This is a genomic window from Massilia sp. UYP34, assembly GCF_056279385.1.
On sequence record NZ_JBWBRF010000003.1, the window covers coordinates 44,547 to 61,233 of the forward strand.

Consider the following 16,687-nt stretch of genomic DNA (forward strand, 5'->3'; position numbering starts at 1 on the left):
TTCATTCCGGGACCAGCAGGCCGCGCTGCGCCAGGTTGGCGTACAGCGCGCGCACGCCGAAGGTCCAGGGCGTGATCGCGTCGCTGCGTTGCACGGTGTTGACCAGGGTGCCGAGCGATGGGGTCGAGATGGCGACCTTGTCGCCCAGGTGGTGGGTGAAGCCGCCGCCCTCGGCGTCGCGGTCCTTGATCGGCGAGAACATCGTGCCGAGGAACAGCATGAAGCCGTCCGGGTACTGGTGGTGCGCGCCGCAGGTCTGGGCCACCAGGTCGAGCGGGTCGCGGCTGATCTCGCGCATGCGGCTGCTGCCTTCCAGGATGAAGCCGTCGTCCACGCCTTCGATCAGCATGTTCACCTCGCACTGGCGCAGGGTGTCGAGCGTGTACGCGCCGTCGAACAGGCGGATGAAGGGGCCGATGGCGCACGAGCCGTTATTGTCCTTGGCCTTGCCCAGCAACAGTGCGCTGCGGCCCTCGATGTCGCGCAGGTTGACGTCGTTGCCCAGGGTGGCGCCGACGATCTCGGCGCGGCTGTTCACCGCCAGCACGATCTCGGGTTCGGGATTATTCCAGTGCGACGTCGGATGCAGGCCGATGTCGGCGCCGTGGCCCACCGACGACATCGGCTGCGACTTGGTGAAGACTTCGGCGTCCGGGCCGATGCCCACTTCCATGTACTGCGACCACAAGCCGCGCGCCGACAGCTCGGTCTTGAGGCGCTGCGAAGCCTCGGAACCCGGCACGATGTCCGACAGGTCGGCGCCGAGGGTCGCCTGCAGCTGCGCGCGCAGATCTTGCGCGCGCGACGGGTCGCCCTTGGCCTGCTCTTCGATCACGCGCTCCAGCAGGCTGACGGCGAAGGTCACGCCGCAGGCCTTGATCGCCTGCAGGTCGCATGGCGCCAGCAGGCGCATGCCGTCCGCGCCGTCCGCGCCGCGCAGCGCGGCGTCCATCAGCGCGTGCGCCGCGCCGAGGTCAGTGCCCTCGGCGCCGCCCACGATGGCCAGGAGGTCGCGGCGCTCGAACAGGTCGGCCACGGTCGGCGCATGGCGGGTGATGTCGACCAGGCGGCCGCCGCGCACGGCGACCACGGCCGGACCTGCGTTGGCGCCGGTGCGCCAGACCCGGCCGACCAGCAGCGCGCGGTCGAGGTCATCGGGAAGCGGATTGGCTTGAAGAGTAGTCATGATTCCTCTATGGAAGGTTCGTGATGGGAACATCGCCTGTGATGGGAACATCGCCTGACATGATTCTAACATTTATGTTAACGCAATCATTGGCCGGCGTCTGCTCTTTTTTTTGACTTCACTCCTCCGGGCGCTCATCGGTGCATGGCAAGCGCGGGAGGACACGGCCAGCAGCGCTCTGCATGCCGACGTCGATGACTTCGCGTACCGCGAACGGCCCTAGCGCAAGCCGGGCGACCTGCTGTAGGCGCATCTGTCGAGCTGCCGGAGCGGCACGGCCGCCGCCAGCGCGGCGTAGCCCGCATTGGATGGATGCAGGCCGTCGCCGCTGTCATAGGCCTCGGCCAGGTAGGACGGGCGCGCCGGGTCGCGCAGCACGCCGTCGAAATCGAGCACGCCGTCGAAGGCCTGCGCCGTCCTCACCCAGTCGTTGACGGCCTGGCGCAGCGCCTCGTTGTGCGGCGCCGGCGCATAGTAGTCGCTACCCATGAACGGCGTGATGGTCGCGCCGATCACGCAGATCCCTTTTGCATGCGCGCGCGCGATCATCTGCAAATGCGCCTGCTTGACGTCGGCCAGCATCGCCTCGATCGCCTGCGGCGTGTCCTCTTTCGCGCGGCGCAGCACGCCGATGTCGTTGACGCCGATGAAGACGATCGCGTGACTCACCCCATTCCTGGCCAGGACGTCGCGCTCGAAGCGCGTGACGAGGCTCGGGCCCAGGCCCTCGCGCAGCAGGCGGCCGCCGCCGATGCCGGCATTGATCACGGCGAGCTGCCGCTTGCCGTCCCGGGCGATGCGCCGCACCAGGTGATCGGTCCAGCGGTTGTTCGCATCGATGGTGACGCCGTAGCCGTCGGTGATCGAGTCGCCGATCACGACCACGGCCCGCGCCGGCGGCGCGGCGCTCACTTCGACGTCGGCCAGCTGGTGCCAGCGCGTGACGCTCTGCGCGCCTTCCAGGCTGGCCGCCGCGGTCTGGCGGCCCGGGGCCAGGAAGGTCGTCGTGCGCGCATCGGCGTGGCCGGTCTGCTGGTCCGCCGCATTCGCCAGGTGCAGGGTGACCGCGACATCGAGGCCGCTCACGGCCGCCAGGTCGACCGGGTCGCTGACGTATTCGGCGCCCGCCGGTATGCGCACCGCGGCGCCGCCGTTGAAGCGCAGGGCCTGGAGCGAGCCGGCGACTACCCCGGAAGACCCCGGCCGCACCGCGCGCGCGATGCTGGCCTCGTTGACGACCAGCATATCGCTGCCGTAGGCATTGCTGATCCGGACCCGGACCTGGCTGCCGCCGAGAGACAGCCGCACCACCTGGCGCACGGTGCCGTCCTTCCACAACCCGGCCGGCATGCCTTCGGCCTGCCCGAAGCGCATCTGGGACGTGCCCCAACTGGCCACCCAGTGGTGGGGACCGTGATCGGAAACAGGTGGCGACAAGCGATCGGTCGAACCACAGGCGCCGAGGCCGAGCGCGGCCAGGACGGCGATGGCCAGGCGGCCAGGGCGAAAAGCATGCATGAAGGGTCTCCGGTGATTGGCATGGCCTGCAAAAGGCGGGACTGCCAAATCTGTGATGCGAATGATAGCGCAATCAATTTGAAGTGACCAGCAATCTGGCGATGCTGCGCCACAGGCAGCCGATGCGGATCGCGCACGGTCGACTCGCGCTTGACACTCCGGTCGCGCCCCCTGCAGCGCGGCCCCGCGACGCCGGCGAATGTTCGTCTTTCGTGCGCGGATATCGGCCACACGGCCGGGCCATAAAGCGGTTGACGGGCGTTAGCATCTCATCCACAATCGACAACAATGATTGCGCTAACTTTCTGGGAGGTTGGGGCGAACCATGCGTGGCGCCGACCGCCATGAACGCGCTCGCCGCGTGCCTGGCGGTCGAGGGCCACAAGTGCTTTTCAACATAGAGATTGATAAGACAATGACTATAATTAACAAGGCGCAGCCGACGCTGGAGACAACGGAAAAAATCGGCTATGCACTGGGCGACCTGGCCGCCAACCTGATCTTCCAGACCCTGCTCACCTTCCTCGCTTTCTTCTACACCGACGTTTATCAGATCTCGCCCAACGCCGCGGCCAGCATCATCTTCATCGGCGGCCTGGTCGGCGCCTTCTTCAATCCGCTGATGGGCATCATCGCCGACCGCACCTCGACCCGCTGGGGCAAGTTCCGTCCCTGGATCCTGTGGACCTCGGTGCCGTTCGGCCTGGTGGCGATCCTGGCCTTCAGCACGCCCGACCTGGGCGAGCGCGGCAAATACATCTACGCGCTGCTGACCTATATCCTCTTGATGCTGGTGTATTCGGCCAACAACCTGCCCTACTCGGCCCTGAGCGGCGTGCTGACCGGCAGCATGGCCGACCGCAACAGCCTGTCGTCGTACCGCTTCGTGGCGGTGCTGGTCGCGCAGCTGGTGATCCAGGTGCTGCTGCTGCCGCTGGTGCTGATCCTGGGCGGCGGCGACAAGGTGGCCGGCTTCCAGACCGTGATGATGTTCTTCGCGGTGGCCGGCACCATCTGCTTCCTGATCACTTTCCTGACCACCCGCGAGCGCGTCATTCCGGACCCGAGCCAGCGCTCGAGCATCAGGCAGGACATCGCCGACCTGCTGCGCAACCGCCCCTGGGTGGTGATGCTGGTGCTGACCATCCTGGTATTCATCACGCTGTCGCTCAAGGGCGGCATGTACATCTTCTACTTCCGCAACTTCCTGGAAGAGCCGGCGCTGGCGGCTTTTCTCGACGACGTGGGGTTCCTGGCCTTCATCGACGGGCTCAATGCGGTGCTCACTGGCATGGGCCTGACGCAGTTCCACTGGCCGGAAGACGCCGCCACCTCGGGCTTTAGCCTGTTCAACGCGGTCGGCATCATCCTGATGATCGTCGGGATCGGTTTCTCCAAGCCCCTGGCCGACCGCTTCGGCAAGCGCGACGTGTTCGGCGCCGCCCTGCTGCTGGCCGCCGTGCTCCGCCTCGGCTACTACTGGATCGGCCCGGGTTCGATCGCCCTGGTGTTCGGCGCCCAGGTCCTGTACGGCTTCTTCTACGGGATCACGATCCCGCTGCTGTGGGCGATGATCGCCGACGTCGCCGACTACTCGGAATGGAAGAACAACCGCCGCGCCACCGCCCTGCTGTTCTCGGCCATGATCTTCGGCCTCAAGGCGGGCCTCTCCATCGGCGGCGCGCTGGTGGCGGCCCTGCTGTCGGCCTATGGCTACGACGCCGCCCAGGCCGTCCAGCCGGCCCAGGTCGCCGATGGCGTGCGGCTGTCGATCAGCGTGTACGCCGCCATTCCCTTCCTGCTGGCCGTGTGCTGCCTGGCGGCCTACGACATCCGCAAGATCACCGAGCTGCAGATCGAGCGCGAACTCGGCGCACGCCGCGCCCTCGCCCGGCAATGACCTTTTCCTGAACCAGACCCAGACCCAGACCCCGACACCATGTCCGAAACCATCGACCAAGACCGCGTGCAGTCCCTGAAGGAACGCGCCATCTCCGCGCCCCTGCTCGAACACATCTACATCGCCGATCCGTCCGCCCACGTGTTCGACGGCCGCATCTACATCTACCCGTCGCACGACATCGAAGCCGGCGTGCCCTTCAACGACGACGGCGCCCATTTCGCGATGGAGGACTACCACGTCGTCTCGATGGACCATCCGGCCGCCGACGCGATCGACCATGGCGTGGCCCTGCACGTGCGCGACGTGCCGTGGGCGGCGCGCCAGATGTGGGCGCCCGACTGCGCGCGCAAGGACGGCAGGTATTACCTGTACTTCCCGGCCAAGCGGCCCGACGACATCTTCCAGATCGGCGTCGCGGTCAGCGACAGTCCCACCGGCCCGTTCACGGCGCAGCCGCAGCCGATCGCCGGCAGCTATTCGATCGACCCGGCCGTGTTCGGCGATGACGACGGCGCGTTCTACCTGTATTTCGGCGGCATCTGGGGCGGCCAGCTGCAGAAGTACCGCGACAACGCCTATAGCCCCGGCCATGAGGAACCGGCGGCCCATGAGCCGGCCTTGCAGCCGCGCGTGGCGCGCCTGCGCGGCGACATGCTCGAGCTGGACGAAGCGCCGCGCGCGGTGCGCATCCTCGACCAGGATGGAAACGACCTGCTGGCCGGCGACCACGAGCGCCGCTTCTTCGAGGCGCCGTGGCTGCACAAGCACGATGGCAAATACTATTTCTCGTACTCGACCGGCGACACCCACCTGCTGTGCTATGCGACCGGCGACAACCCCTACGGCCCGTTCACCTGCCAGGGCCGGATCATGACCCCGGTGATCGGCTGGACCACCCACCACTCGATCTGCGAGTTCGAAGGCCGCTCGTACCTGTTCTATCACGACAGCAGCCTCTCTGGCGGCGTCACCCACCTGCGCTCGGTGAAGGTGACCGAGCTGCATTACGACGACGACGGCAGGATCGTCACCATCTCGCCTTATCGCGAGGCCTGAACGATATCGATCAACACAAAAAAGGAGACACCACCCAATGACATCGCGACGCGACACCCTGAAACTGCTTGGCACCGCGGCCGGCGCCTTGCTCGCCCCCCATGCACTGGCCGCGCAGGACGCCGGCCCCGCCCTCAAGGACCTGGCCAAGGCCAAGGGCATGCGCTTCGGTAACGCCGTGGGCATGCTGGAAGACCAGGACACCCGCAAGAGTTTCCGCGATCCTGCCTACCGCGCGCTGATGGCGCGCGAGTGCAACCTGATCGTCGCCGAGAACGAGACCAAGTGGCAGGCCTTGCAACCCAAACCGGGGCCGTACCAGTGGGGACCGGCCGACGAGATGTTCGCCTGGGCGCGCAAGGAAGGCATGGCGGTGCGCGGCCATACCCTGATCTGGCAGGATCCGAAATGGCTGCCCGGCTGGGTGAATGCGCTGGACCTCAAGTCCAGGCCGGTCGGCGACGCCGAAGCGATCCTGCGCGAGCACATCAAGACCGTCTGCGCGCACATGGGGCAGGACGTCATCAGCCACGACGTCGTCAACGAGGCGGTGTCGCCGCAAGACGGCTCACTGATCGAGAACGTGTTCACCAGGCGCATGGGCGCCGTCGAGCAGATCGAATTCGCCTTCCGCCAGGCCCACGAGCACGCGCCGAAGGCGCAACTGGTGTACAACGACTTCATGGGCCCCGGCCCGGGCAATGACGCCAGGCACCGCGCCGGCGTGCTCAAGCTGCTGGCGGAACTGAAAAAACGCGGCGCCCCGATCCACGCCCTGGGCCTGCAAAGCCATATCAGCGCGGGCGACGCCATGTCCGGCCCCGCCAACGCGGCGGTATTGCGCGAATGGCGCAAGTTCCTGGACGAGGTCACCGGCATGGGCCTGGACCTCCTGATCACGGAGTTCGACGTCAACGACAAGGGCTTCCCCGCCGATGTCGCCAGGCGCGACGCGGCCAGCGCGGCGCTGGCGCGCGACTACCTCGACGTGACCCTGAGCTACCCGAGCTGCCGCGATTTCCTGCTGTGGGGCATGGCGGACCACGTGAACTGGCTGCAGACCTGGAGCGAAGCCAGGCGTGCCGACGGCCTGGCGCAGCGTCCGACGCCTTACGACAGCCAGCTGCGCGCCAAGCCGATGCGCGAAGCCATCGCCGCCTCGCTGCGCGCGATGCCGATGCGTCGGGCCTGATTCTTCGGCCTCGGCACGTCAACAAGGGCAGTGCGCAAGGGCAGTGCGCGTCATGCGCTGCCCCGCACCACCAGGCCCGGAGCAAGCGATAACATTGATTGTCGGCGCGATCACTCGTGTATGGGCTTGGCGTTTGTCAATTCCTGCAGCGCCAGCGGAGGCGTCCCGGCGGCAGGTGTAAAATGCCGCTCTTTTCATCCACACCATCGCCCAACCATGAAGCCCGCCCGCATCCTGACCTTCAAGTGCGCCAAGTGCACCAAGCCGGTCAAAGTCTTCCTTCAAAAAGTGTCCGCCTGCTCGCACATCCAGCCTTACCAGGGCATCTGCGCCTGCGGCGAAGTCAAGCGTCACGCGACCGGCAGCCCGGACGCGGTGAAGTCCTATCTGGCGTCGGCCGACGGCAACTGGCATCACCATCACTGACATGACGACGCGGATCGAGTGGGTGGAAGGCGGCGAGACGCGCTCGGCGCTGTGGCGTTCCGAGAGCGGCTGGCCGGCGCCGAAGAACGTGGTGCTGGCCGACGACACCATGAGCGCCGACGCCGCCTATCGGCTCGCGCTGGACGGCACCGCCCTGCTCTGGCGCGGCGACTTCCAGAATGCACGCCAGTTGCTGCAGGCGCTGGTGCGCCGCATCGAGCACAAGGGCGAACGCGGCCGCCGCGCCAAGCCCAGGGCGCCGGCCACGCCGACCGAAGCCTTCCACCGCCACCGCCTGACCCAGCTGCAGCGCGCCCGCCTGCTAGCCATGCTCCTGATCCCGTTCGAGGCCGACCACGGCATCCCATTGCGGCGCGCGCCGGATGCGCGCCTGGCCTGCCTGGAAGCCTACGGCCCGGCCGACGAACCCTACGTCGCTTCGCTGCGCGAGCTGCTGGGCGTGATCGGCGCCCATGAATGGCGCCGCAAGGGCGTCATGGTCCCCGCGCTTGGCGAGCGCATCCATCCCTGGTATGGCGTGTTCTCGCCGGTGCGCGGCGAATACGTCGAGCTGGTGGCGCAGGCGCCGCTGCCCGCGGGCGCGAAAACGGCCTTCGACGTCGGCGCCGGCACCGGCGTGCTGTCCGCCGTGCTGGCGCGGCGCGGCCTGCGCGTGCTCGCCACCGACATGGATGCGCGCGCCCTCGGCTGCGCGCGCGAGAACATCGCGCGGCTCGGCCTGGCCGCGCAGGTCGAGGTGGTCCAGGCCGACCTGTTCCCGCAAGGCCATGCCCGCGCCCCGCTGGTCGTCTGCAATCCGCCCTGGCTGCCCGGCAAACCGAGTTCGGCGATCGAATACGCGATCTACGATCCGGACAGCCGCATGCTGCGCGGCTTTCTCGGTGGACTGGACGCGCACCTGGAGCCCGGCGGCGAAGGCTGGCTGATCATGTCCGATTTCGCCGAACACCTGGGTCTGCGCAGCCGCGAGCAACTGCTGGGCTGGATCGCGGACGCGGGGCTGGAGGTCGTGGCGCGCCACGATACGCGCCCGGTCCACCCGCGCGCCAGCGACCCCGACGATCCGCTGCATGCGGCGCGCGCGAAAGAAGTCACGTCGCTGTGGCGCCTGCGCAGCGCCGGCTGAGCGCCGGATGAGCGTCGAGCCCGCGCCACATGCCGGCATTGCAAATACCGGCAGAAGGCGCTATACTATCGTTCTCAGACGCGGGGTGGAGCAGTCTGGCAGCTCGTCGGGCTCATAACCCGAAGGTCACAGGTTCAAATCCTGTCCCCGCAACCAAATTCAATACAAAGCCCGACTCAACGAGCCGGGCTTTTGTTTTCTGCGGCAGAAACATGCAGAGGGCAGAGGATGAGAGACAAGAAAGACAACGCGACGTTCGACCTGCCGGGCTTCGAGCCGGCCGCGCCGGTCGTCGCAGCGCCTGGCTCCAGTCCCGAATCGACGCCGGAGCCGAAGCGCACCGGCTCCCGTCCGCGCCGCACCGCGCTCAAGCAAGAGCAGCTTCGCCTGCTCGACGAAACCGACACCACCGGCCTGCCCGTCTGGAAGCGCGACGACAAACTCGACCTGACCGGCCTGCCGGTCTGGGCGCCCGATCCTGAATAGCCCGGCCCTGCCGGCTGGAGGCTTAGCCATGCAATCCGACTCGTTCACCTCGCTGTCCCTCGAACCGCGTTTCCTCGCCAACCTGGCCGCGCTCGGCTACCACCACATGACGCAGGTGCAGGCCGAGACCCTGCCGTCGGTGCTGGCCGGACGCGACCTGATCGCCCAGGCCAAGACCGGCAGCGGCAAGACCGCGGCCTTCGGCATCGGCATCCTGAACAAGCTCAATCCGGCCTGGTTCGCGGTGCAGGGCCTGGTGCTGTGCCCGACGCGCGAGCTGGCCGACCAGGTCGCGGGCGAATTGCGGCGCCTGGCGCGGGGCGTCGGCAACGTCAAGATCCTGACCCTGACCGGCGGCGTGTCGATGCGGCCGCAGATCGCTTCGCTCGAGCATGGCGCCCACATCGTGGTCGGTACGCCCGGCCGCATCCGCGACCACCTGGGCCGCGCCACGCTCGACCTGTCGAAGGTGCAGACCCTGGTGCTCGACGAAGCCGACCGCATGACCGACATGGGTTTCTATGATGAAATCGCGGGCATCGTGTCGGCCACGCCGGTCCATCGCCAGACCCTGCTGTTCTCGGCGACCTACCCGGACGACATCCGCTTCGCCACCGCCGGCTTCCTGCGCGACCCGCTCGAAGTCAAGGTCGAAGGCCAGCACAGCCTGGAGGCGATCGACCAGCGCTTCTACGAGATCGGCTTCGAAGGCCGCGAGGAAGCGGTCGGCCGCCTGCTCAAGGCGCATCGCCCGGTGTCGGCCCTCGCCTTCTGCAATACCAAGGCGCGCTGCCGCGAACTGGCCGACAGCCTGCAGGCGCAGGGCTTCTCGGCGCTGGCGCTGTACGGCGAACTGGAACAACAGGAACGCGACGAGATCCTGGTGCTGTTCAGCAACCGCAGCTGCTCGGTGCTGGTGGCCACCGACGTCGCCGCGCGCGGCCTCGACATTGCCGACCTCGACACCGTGATCAACGTCGACGTCTCGCGCGACCCCGAGGTCCACGTGCACCGGGTCGGCCGCACCGGCCGCGCCGGCGCGAGCGGCATGGCGCACACGCTGGTGGCGCCGAACGAAAAGAAATGGGTGCGCCTGGTCGAGGAATACCAGAACCAGGAAGCGATCTGGGACAACCTCGACGCCCTGGGCGAACACCAGGAGCCAGCCGCGCCGGCGCCGATGGTGACCCTGTGCGTGGCCGGCGGCAAGAAGGCCAAGCTGCGTCCCGGCGACCTGCTGGGCGCCCTGACCGGCGACGCCGGCCTGACCCGCGAGCAAGTGGGCAAGATCAATATTGGCGAGTTCAACAGCTATATCGCGCTGGAGCGCAGCGTGGCGGCGGCCGCGGTCGCGCGCCTGGGCGAAGGCGCCTCGCCCGGCCCCGGCTTCGGCGCCATCAAGGGACGCTGGTTCAAGATGCGCTTCATGGAAGTCTGAGCGCCCCCCGCCCCCTCCCGGCAGTTGTAACTGCCGCGCACGGTTGAGCGGGACAACGCCATCTTTGGCGCAATTCTGGCATTATTTGCAACAAATAAACATTCACCGGGCGCCGCCCCAGCGTCCGCCATGATGCCATGATCAGTTCCGACACCCCAACACAGCAACTCGACGGCCGTACCGTCCGCGAAATCGTCGAGCACAACCACGAGATGGTCAGCGAAGCCTGGTGCCGCCGTATCGTGCGCCAGGTGCTGCAATCGCTCGAAGTGCAGTACGGCATGCGCATGCCGCATCGCGTAATCACGCCCGACACCCTGCTCATCCTCGATTCCGGCGATCCCGTGCTGCTGCCCAGCTCGGACGAAGAACCGGATCCGGCCACGCTGCCCGACATCGAGGCGCGCGACGTGCACGACCTGGCGGCGGTGGTGCACTATGCGGTGACGCTCGACCTCGCTCCCACCACGCTGCTGCACGGACGCCCGCTCGGCGACTACAGCGAGGCCTTCATCGCGGCCATCGACCGCTGCCTGGCGCCCGATCCGGCGCTGCGGCCGCACACCATTGAACAGATGCGCGAACTGCTGGGCATCGTGGTGCTCGGCCCGCCGCCCGCGGCGGCGCTGCCGCCCGAGGAAGACGACGTCGCGCCAGCGCCGCTGGCGCCGCCCGCCGACATCCACGCGGAGCCGGTCGTCACACCCGCTCCCGCTCCCGCGTACTCTTCGCCTGCATCGCCCGCCTCGCCTGCCTCGCCTGCTTCGCCTGTCTCGCCTGCGTCGCCGGTCCACGTGCCCCAGACCCGCTCGGCGCCCGATCCGGCCGCGGCCCCTGCCGCCACCGAACGCCCGCGCCGCTGGCTGCTCATCGGCATCGCCGCGCTGGTGGTGGTGGCGGCGCTGGCCGCCCTGTTCGCACTGCTGCGCCAGGCCGACTCCAGCGATGCGCTGGCCCTGTCCGTGCCGCCCGCGCTCGAAGACCCGCACAACGCCTCCGACGCGCCGCTGGTGACGCTGCCCCAGGAACCCGCGGCGCGCCTGGAAGGCCCGGTGATCGACGAGAGCGCCTCCGGGACGCCGGTCGCGCCCCCGCCCGCGCCCGACGCCGCGGTGCCGCCCACCTCGGTCCAGCTGGCGCCGCAGGGCACGCCGCCCGAGGCGGCCGTTGCCGGCACCACGTACACACTGGCGATCAAGCCCTGGGGCGCGATCGTCGTCGACGGCGTCGAACGCGGCGCCAGCCCGCCGCTCAGGCGCATCACGCTGCCACCGGGCGAGCATACGATCCGCATCGTCAACCCGAGCTTCCCGGAACACACCATCACCGTGTACTCGGTCGAGGGCCAGGCGGGTACGATCGAACTTGATTTCACCGAGGAGGTAGCACAGTGAACTTCGTCACCATGAGCCGGCTGGCCGCGCTGGCGCTGGCCACCGCCACATTGGCCGGCTGCGCCCAGTTCGGCCCCATGCTCGGCGGCCAGGAAAAGGCGCGGCCGCATCCACGCGCCGACGGCGCCAAGCCGCGCGTCCAGCGCGCGCAGCAGGCGAGCCGCCCCGCCGCGCCGGCGTCCAAACGCGACGACGCGGCGCTGCGCGAAGGCGTCGCCCTCTACGACAAGGGCGACTACGAAGGCGCGATCCGGCGCCTGAACGGCGGCGACATGAACGGCGCCGGCCAGCGCGAACGGCTGGCCGCCCTCAAGTACACCGCGTTCAGCTATTGCCTGACGGGGCGCCAGGCCCTGTGCCGCCAGACGTTCGACCGCGCCTTCAGGCTCGATGCGTCGTTCGACCTCGGGCCCGGCGAACATGGCCACCCGCAATGGGGGCCCGTCTTCGCGCAGGCCAGGCAGGCGGCGACGCTGGCTAGACCCTGATGTGGGCGGCGTAGGTCGGCGCGCGCCGGCGCCGGCCCGCCTGTTCGTAGGCATAGGCCATGGCGATCAGCGCCGGCTCGCTCCAGGCCTTGCCCACGAAAGACAGGCCGACCGGCAGCCCATGCAGCAGGCCGGCCGGCACCGTGACGTGCGGGTAGCCGGCCACCGCCGCCGGCGACGAAAAGCTGCTGCCGTAATGGTCGCCATTGACGTAATCGGTCAGCCAGGCCGGTCCGCCGGTCGGCGCCACCAGGGCGTCGAGCTTGCGGTCGCGCAGCACCTGCTCCAGTCCCTTGTCGCGCGCATAGCGCCGGTTGTTGGCCAGCGCCTTCACGTAGTCGCGCGCTTCCAGGCCGCCCTTCGACTGGGCCGCGATCAGGTGCTCCTGGCCGAAGTACGGCATCTCGCGCCTTGCGTTGCGCAGGTTGAAGTCGATGATGTCGGCCATGGTCTTGACCGGCGCGTGCGGCGCATAGGCCGCCAGCCAGGCCTCGAGGTCGGGCCGGAATTCGTGCAGCAGCACGATCAGCTCGGTCTGGCCATACTTGTCGCTGTTGGGGATCGTGACGTCTTCCAGGATCGCGCCCTGCTCCCTGAGCAGGTCCAGCTCTTTCCCGATCAGCGCGTTGACGCCGTCGTTGGCGCCGAAGAAGTCGCGCGCCACGCCCAGGCGCTTGCCGCGCAGGCCGTCCTTGCGCAGGAAGCTCGCATAGTTCACGCGCGGCGCCCTGGCGGTCGCGCCGTCCTGCGGATCGGAACCGGCCAGCGCCCCCAGCAGGAAGGCGGCGTCGGCCACGCTGCGCGTCATCGGGCCGGCCGTGTCCTGCGAGTGCGCGATCGGGATGATGCCTGCGCGGCTGACCAGGCCCAGGGTCGGCTTGATGCCGACGATGCCGCAGCTGGCGCTGGGCGAGACGATCGAGCCGTCGGTCTCGGTGCCGACCGCCAGCGTGGCCAGGCTGGCCGCCATGGCCGCCGCCGAGCCGGAACTCGAACCGCTGGTGTTGCGATCGAGCGCATACGGGTTGCGGGTCTGGCCGCCGCGCGCGCTCCAGCCGCTGGTCGAGCGCACCGAGCGCATGTTCGCCCATTCCGACAGATTGGTCTTGCCGAGGATGACGGCGCCGGCGGAGCGCAGCCGCGCGACCAGGTGGGCGTCGCGCGCGGCGCGCACGCCGTCCAGTGCCAGCGACCCGGCGGTGGTGCACATCTTGTCGCCGGTGGCGATATTGTCCTTCAGGAGCACCGGGATGCCGTGCAGCGGGCCGCGCAGCTTGCCGGCCTTGCGCTCGCGGTCGCGCTCGCGGGCGATGCCGAGCGCGTCGGGGTTCAGCTCGATCACCGAACGCAGGCGCGGGCCGGCGCGGTCGACGGCCTCGATGCGGGCCAGGTAACGCGTGGCCAGGCCATGCGCCGTCAGCTTGCCGGCGCGCATGGCCTGCTGCTGGCGCTGGACGCCGGCCTCGAGCATCGCGTCGGGCATGAACGTCGCGCTTGCCGGCGTCTGCGCGGGCGCCGCCAGCGCCAGGCCGGACGTTCCCGCGGCAGCGCCGGCCGCCAGACCCAGTCGTACAAAATCCCTGCGCTCCATGTGGCACCACTCCATGTATCACAAAGCAATAGCATAGCAGCACGATGGCGCTCACAGCAGCCGTTGTGTGATACGCAGAACCACTTACAGCCGAGATGATCATATATTGGACAAATCCAGTCCCAGCCTTCACCCTGACACCATCATTGTTTTCACGCATTCTCATATCCTGCAGGAGCATCCCATGCCGACTTACCGTTCACGCACCACCACCCAGGGCCGCAACATGGCCGGAGCCCGCGCACTGTGGCGCGCCACCGGCATGAAGGACGGCGACTTCGAGAAACCGATCATCGCCGTCGTCAATTCGTTCACCCAGTTCGTGCCCGGCCACGTGCACCTGAAAGACCTGGGCCAGCTGGTCGCGCGCGAGATCGAAGCGGCCGGCGGCGTGGCCAAGGAATTCAACACCATCGCGGTCGACGACGGCATCGCCATGGGCCATGGCGGCATGCTGTATTCGCTGCCCTCGCGCGACCTGATCGCCGACTCGGTCGAGTACATGGTCAATGCCCACTGCGCCGACGCCATGGTGTGCATCTCGAACTGCGACAAGATCACGCCCGGCATGCTGATGGCCGCGATGCGCCTGAACATCCCGACCGTATTCGTCTCGGGCGGCCCGATGGAGGCCGGCAAGGTCGTCAAGGTGGTCAATAACGAGCGCAAGGTGATCAAGCTCGACCTGATCGACGCCATGATCAAGGCCGGAGACGCCAGCGTGTCCGACGCCGACGTGGCGGAAGTGGAACGCTCGGCCTGCCCGACCTGCGGCTCGTGTTCCGGCATGTTCACCGCCAACTCGATGAACTGCCTCACCGAGGCGCTCGGCCTGTCGTTGCCGGGCAACGGCACCATCGTCGCCACCCACGCCGACCGCAAGGAACTGTTCCTGCGCGCCGGACGCCTGATCGTCGACGCGGCCAAGCGCCACTACGAAGGCGACGACTACTCAGTGCTGCCGCGCTCGATCGCCACCAAGGCCGCGTTCGAGAACGCGATGGCGCTCGACGTCTCGATGGGCGGCTCGACCAATACCGTGCTGCACCTGCTGGCCGCCGCGCACGAGGCGCAGGTCGATTTCACGATGGCCGACATCGACCGCATCTCGCGCCTGGTGCCCTGCCTGTGCAAGGTGGCGCCGATGACCGATAAATTCCACATCGAGGACGTGCATCGCGCCGGCGGCATCCCCGCGATCCTGGGCGAACTGGCGCGCGCGGGCCTGCTCGACACCTCGCTGCCGACCGTGCACAGCCCCAGCATCGGCGCGGCGATCGAGAAGTACGACGTCAAAGTCAGCGACGACGCCGACGTGCACCGCTGGTTCCGCGCGGCGCCGGGCGGCGTGCCGACCCAGGTCGCGTTCTCGCAATCGGAACGCTACGAACAGAACGACCTGGACCGGACCAGCGGCTGCATCCGCGACCGCGAGCACGCCTACTCGCAGGATGGCGGCCTGGCGGTCCTGTACGGAAACATCGCCGAGAAGGGCTGCATCGTCAAGACCGCCGGCGTGGACGAGAGCATCCTGAAGTTCTCCGGCAAGGCGCGCGTGTTCGAGAGCCAGGACGCGGCGGTGGAAGCGATCCTGGGCGACACCGTGCATGCGGGCGACGTGGTCATCATCCGCTACGAAGGCCCGAAAGGCGGGCCGGGCATGCAGGAGATGCTGTACCCGACCTCGTACATCAAGTCGAAGGGCCTGGGCAAGGCCTGCGCCCTGTTCACCGACGGACGCTTCTCGGGCGGCTCGTCGGGCCTGGTGATCGGCCACGCGTCGCCGGAAGCGGCGGAAGGCGGCGCCATCGGGCTGGTGGAAGAAGGCGACCTGATCGACATCGACATCCCGGCGCGCACGATCAACCTGCGCGTGAGCAGCGAGGAACTGGCGCACCGGCGCGCGGCGATGGAAGCGCGCGGCCAGGACGCGTGGCAGCCGGTCGGGCGCGAACGGTATGTGTCGCAGGCGCTGCAGGCGTATGCGGCGCTGACCACCTCGGCCGATCGGGGCGCGGTGCGGGACCTGTCGCAGCTGCGGCGCTAAGGAATCCAGGTGCGGGCGGGAGTCGGCAGCGACGCCGCCGACTCCCGCGCATTCCCGCGCATGACGAGGGACGAACAAAACGGGACGAAAAAAAACGCTGCCGAGGCAGCGTTTTTCATTGGAAAGCCAGTGCTCAGTTACGCACGACTTTCTTGTATTCATTGGTACGGGTGTCGATCTCGATCGTGTCGTCCTGGCTCACGAACAGCGGCACCATGATGGTGTGCTGGTGGGCTTCGATCGCGTTTTCCAGCTTGGCTTCCTTCAGGACGTTGCCCGAGGTGTTGCCCTTGACGGCCGGCTCCGAGTACACGATCTGGCGCGCGATGATGGTCGGCAGTTCGACCGAGATGGCCTTGCCGTCGTAGAACACGGCTTCGCATTCCATACCGTCTTTCAGGTAGTGCAGCGCGTCGCCCAGGTTCTCTTCTTCGATTTCGTACTGGTTGTACTCTTCGTCCATGAAGACGTACAGCGGGTCGGCGAAGTACGAGTAGGTGACCGGCTTCTTGTCCAGCACGACCACGTCGAACTTGTCGTCGCCGCGGAACACGTTTTCCAGCGGCGCGTTGGTCAGAAGATTCTTCATCTTCCACTTGTAGGTGAAGCCGGTGCGGCTCGAGCCGTTGACGTCGGAACGCAGCACGATGAACGGCTTTTCATCAACCATGATGATGTTGCCAACACGAATTTCTTTTGCGGGTTTCATAGGTGTTTTACGTAAAAAGATAGTTGCATTAAATCATCGCGGGCTGGGTGACCGAGCGCCTCGGAACCTGCGTTTGATCGTCGGAATCCGTTAGAAACTAACCGGG

At 67.7% G+C, this 16,687-nt stretch carries 14 protein-coding genes and 1 tRNA gene; 11 read left to right on the top strand and 4 right to left on the bottom strand.

Going from position 1 to position 16,687, the window contains the following annotated elements; genetic code table 11:
• Position 1: 1 nt before the first annotated feature.
• Entirely contained in the window at positions 2 to 1,186 is a 1,185-nt protein-coding gene (locus tag ACZ9AQ_RS06840) for a fumarylacetoacetate hydrolase family protein (RefSeq protein ID WP_429202907.1), read from the bottom strand.
• A gap of 219 nt (positions 1,187 to 1,405) precedes the next feature.
• Positions 1,406 to 2,704, bottom strand: a complete 1,299-nt coding sequence (locus ACZ9AQ_RS06845; RefSeq protein ID WP_429202909.1) for an SGNH/GDSL hydrolase family protein — start codon at positions 2,702 to 2,704, stop codon at positions 1,406 to 1,408.
• A 415-nt stretch (positions 2,705 to 3,119) separates the two neighbouring features.
• Here ACZ9AQ_RS06845 and ACZ9AQ_RS06850 point away from each other — a divergent pair, with 415 nt between their 5' ends.
• The 10 genes from ACZ9AQ_RS06850 (at position 3,120) to ACZ9AQ_RS06895 (ending at position 12,234) form a co-directional block, all read left to right on the top strand.
• Positions 3,120 to 4,604 (top strand): MFS transporter, encoded by a 1,485-nt coding sequence (locus ACZ9AQ_RS06850; RefSeq protein WP_429202911.1) that lies wholly within the window; start codon positions 3,120 to 3,122, stop codon positions 4,602 to 4,604.
• A 39-nt stretch (positions 4,605 to 4,643) separates the two neighbouring features.
• Positions 4,644 to 5,663 (top strand): glycoside hydrolase family 43 protein, encoded by a 1,020-nt coding sequence (locus ACZ9AQ_RS06855; RefSeq protein ID WP_429202913.1) that lies wholly within the window; start codon positions 4,644 to 4,646, stop codon positions 5,661 to 5,663.
• Between the two features lie 37 nt (positions 5,664 to 5,700).
• Positions 5,701 to 6,855, top strand: coding sequence for an endo-1,4-beta-xylanase (locus tag ACZ9AQ_RS06860; protein ID WP_429202915.1), 1,155 nt, complete (start codon positions 5,701 to 5,703; stop codon positions 6,853 to 6,855).
• Between the two features lie 216 nt (positions 6,856 to 7,071).
• Positions 7,072 to 7,281 (top strand): hypothetical protein, encoded by a 210-nt coding sequence (locus ACZ9AQ_RS06865; RefSeq protein WP_429202917.1) that lies wholly within the window; start codon positions 7,072 to 7,074, stop codon positions 7,279 to 7,281.
• 1 nt (position 7,282) lies between these two features.
• A complete protein-coding gene (locus ACZ9AQ_RS06870) occupies positions 7,283 to 8,428 on the top strand; it encodes a methyltransferase (RefSeq protein ID WP_429202919.1) in 1,146 nt (381 codons plus the stop codon).
• 79 nt (positions 8,429 to 8,507) lie between these two features.
• Positions 8,508 to 8,584: transfer RNA gene (locus ACZ9AQ_RS06875), tRNA-Met, on the top strand.
• A 72-nt stretch (positions 8,585 to 8,656) separates the two neighbouring features.
• The gene (locus tag ACZ9AQ_RS06880) at positions 8,657 to 8,914 is read left to right on the top strand and encodes a hypothetical protein (RefSeq protein WP_429202921.1); all 258 of its coding nucleotides are present in this window, start codon (positions 8,657 to 8,659) and stop codon (positions 8,912 to 8,914) included.
• Between the two features lie 28 nt (positions 8,915 to 8,942).
• The gene (dbpA, locus tag ACZ9AQ_RS06885; RefSeq protein ID WP_429202923.1) at positions 8,943 to 10,352 is read left to right on the top strand and encodes an ATP-dependent RNA helicase DbpA; all 1,410 of its coding nucleotides are present in this window, start codon (positions 8,943 to 8,945) and stop codon (positions 10,350 to 10,352) included.
• A gap of 137 nt (positions 10,353 to 10,489) precedes the next feature.
• Positions 10,490 to 11,746 (top strand): serine/threonine-protein kinase, encoded by a 1,257-nt coding sequence (locus ACZ9AQ_RS06890; protein WP_429202925.1) that lies wholly within the window; start codon positions 10,490 to 10,492, stop codon positions 11,744 to 11,746.
• Entirely contained in the window at positions 11,743 to 12,234 is a 492-nt protein-coding gene (locus ACZ9AQ_RS06895) for a TssQ family T6SS-associated lipoprotein (RefSeq protein ID WP_429202927.1), read from the top strand. Before ACZ9AQ_RS06890 ends, ACZ9AQ_RS06895 begins: the two co-directional genes overlap by 4 nt.
• On the opposite strand, the gene ACZ9AQ_RS06900 is transcribed toward ACZ9AQ_RS06895, so the two are convergent.
• Positions 12,224 to 13,825 carry an amidase gene (locus tag ACZ9AQ_RS06900; RefSeq protein WP_429202929.1) on the bottom strand — a complete coding sequence of 534 codons (1,602 nt, stop codon included), beginning with the start codon at positions 13,823 to 13,825 and terminating at the stop codon, positions 12,224 to 12,226. The genes ACZ9AQ_RS06895 and ACZ9AQ_RS06900 overlap by 11 nt on opposite strands.
• Positions 13,826 to 14,009: 184 nt before the next feature.
• Here ACZ9AQ_RS06900 and ilvD point away from each other — a divergent pair, with 184 nt between their 5' ends.
• Positions 14,010 to 15,872, top strand: a complete 1,863-nt coding sequence (ilvD, locus tag ACZ9AQ_RS06905; protein WP_429202930.1) for a dihydroxy-acid dehydratase — start codon at positions 14,010 to 14,012, stop codon at positions 15,870 to 15,872.
• 133 nt (positions 15,873 to 16,005) lie between these two features.
• On the opposite strand, the gene ACZ9AQ_RS06910 is transcribed toward ilvD, so the two are convergent.
• The gene (locus tag ACZ9AQ_RS06910) at positions 16,006 to 16,581 is read right to left on the bottom strand and encodes an elongation factor P (RefSeq protein ID WP_005666727.1); all 576 of its coding nucleotides are present in this window, start codon (positions 16,579 to 16,581) and stop codon (positions 16,006 to 16,008) included.
• Positions 16,582 to 16,687: the final 106 nt, after the last annotated feature.

Excerpts from the sequence above, each read along its gene's own strand:
- ACZ9AQ_RS06840 (WP_429202907.1), bottom strand. The coding sequence starts at position 1,186 with ATGACTACTCTTCAAGCCAATCCGCTTCCCGATGACCTCGACCGCGCG.
- ACZ9AQ_RS06845 (WP_429202909.1), bottom strand. The coding sequence starts at position 2,704 with ATGCATGCTTTTCGCCCTGGCCGCCTGGCCATCGCCGTCCTGGCCGCG.
- ACZ9AQ_RS06850 (WP_429202911.1), top strand. The coding sequence starts at position 3,120 with ATGACTATAATTAACAAGGCGCAGCCGACGCTGGAGACAACGGAAAAA.
- ACZ9AQ_RS06855 (WP_429202913.1), top strand. The coding sequence starts at position 4,644 with ATGTCCGAAACCATCGACCAAGACCGCGTGCAGTCCCTGAAGGAACGC.
- ACZ9AQ_RS06860 (WP_429202915.1), top strand. The coding sequence starts at position 5,701 with ATGACATCGCGACGCGACACCCTGAAACTGCTTGGCACCGCGGCCGGC.
- ACZ9AQ_RS06865 (WP_429202917.1), top strand. The coding sequence starts at position 7,072 with ATGAAGCCCGCCCGCATCCTGACCTTCAAGTGCGCCAAGTGCACCAAG.
- ACZ9AQ_RS06870 (WP_429202919.1), top strand. The coding sequence starts at position 7,283 with ATGACGACGCGGATCGAGTGGGTGGAAGGCGGCGAGACGCGCTCGGCG.
- ACZ9AQ_RS06880 (WP_429202921.1), top strand. The coding sequence starts at position 8,657 with ATGAGAGACAAGAAAGACAACGCGACGTTCGACCTGCCGGGCTTCGAG.
- dbpA (WP_429202923.1), top strand. The coding sequence starts at position 8,943 with ATGCAATCCGACTCGTTCACCTCGCTGTCCCTCGAACCGCGTTTCCTC.
- ACZ9AQ_RS06890 (WP_429202925.1), top strand. The coding sequence starts at position 10,490 with ATGATCAGTTCCGACACCCCAACACAGCAACTCGACGGCCGTACCGTC.
- ACZ9AQ_RS06900 (WP_429202929.1), bottom strand. The coding sequence starts at position 13,825 with ATGGAGCGCAGGGATTTTGTACGACTGGGTCTGGCGGCCGGCGCTGCC.
- ilvD (WP_429202930.1), top strand. The coding sequence starts at position 14,010 with ATGCCGACTTACCGTTCACGCACCACCACCCAGGGCCGCAACATGGCC.
- ACZ9AQ_RS06910 (WP_005666727.1), bottom strand. The coding sequence starts at position 16,581 with ATGAAACCCGCAAAAGAAATTCGTGTTGGCAACATCATCATGGTTGAT.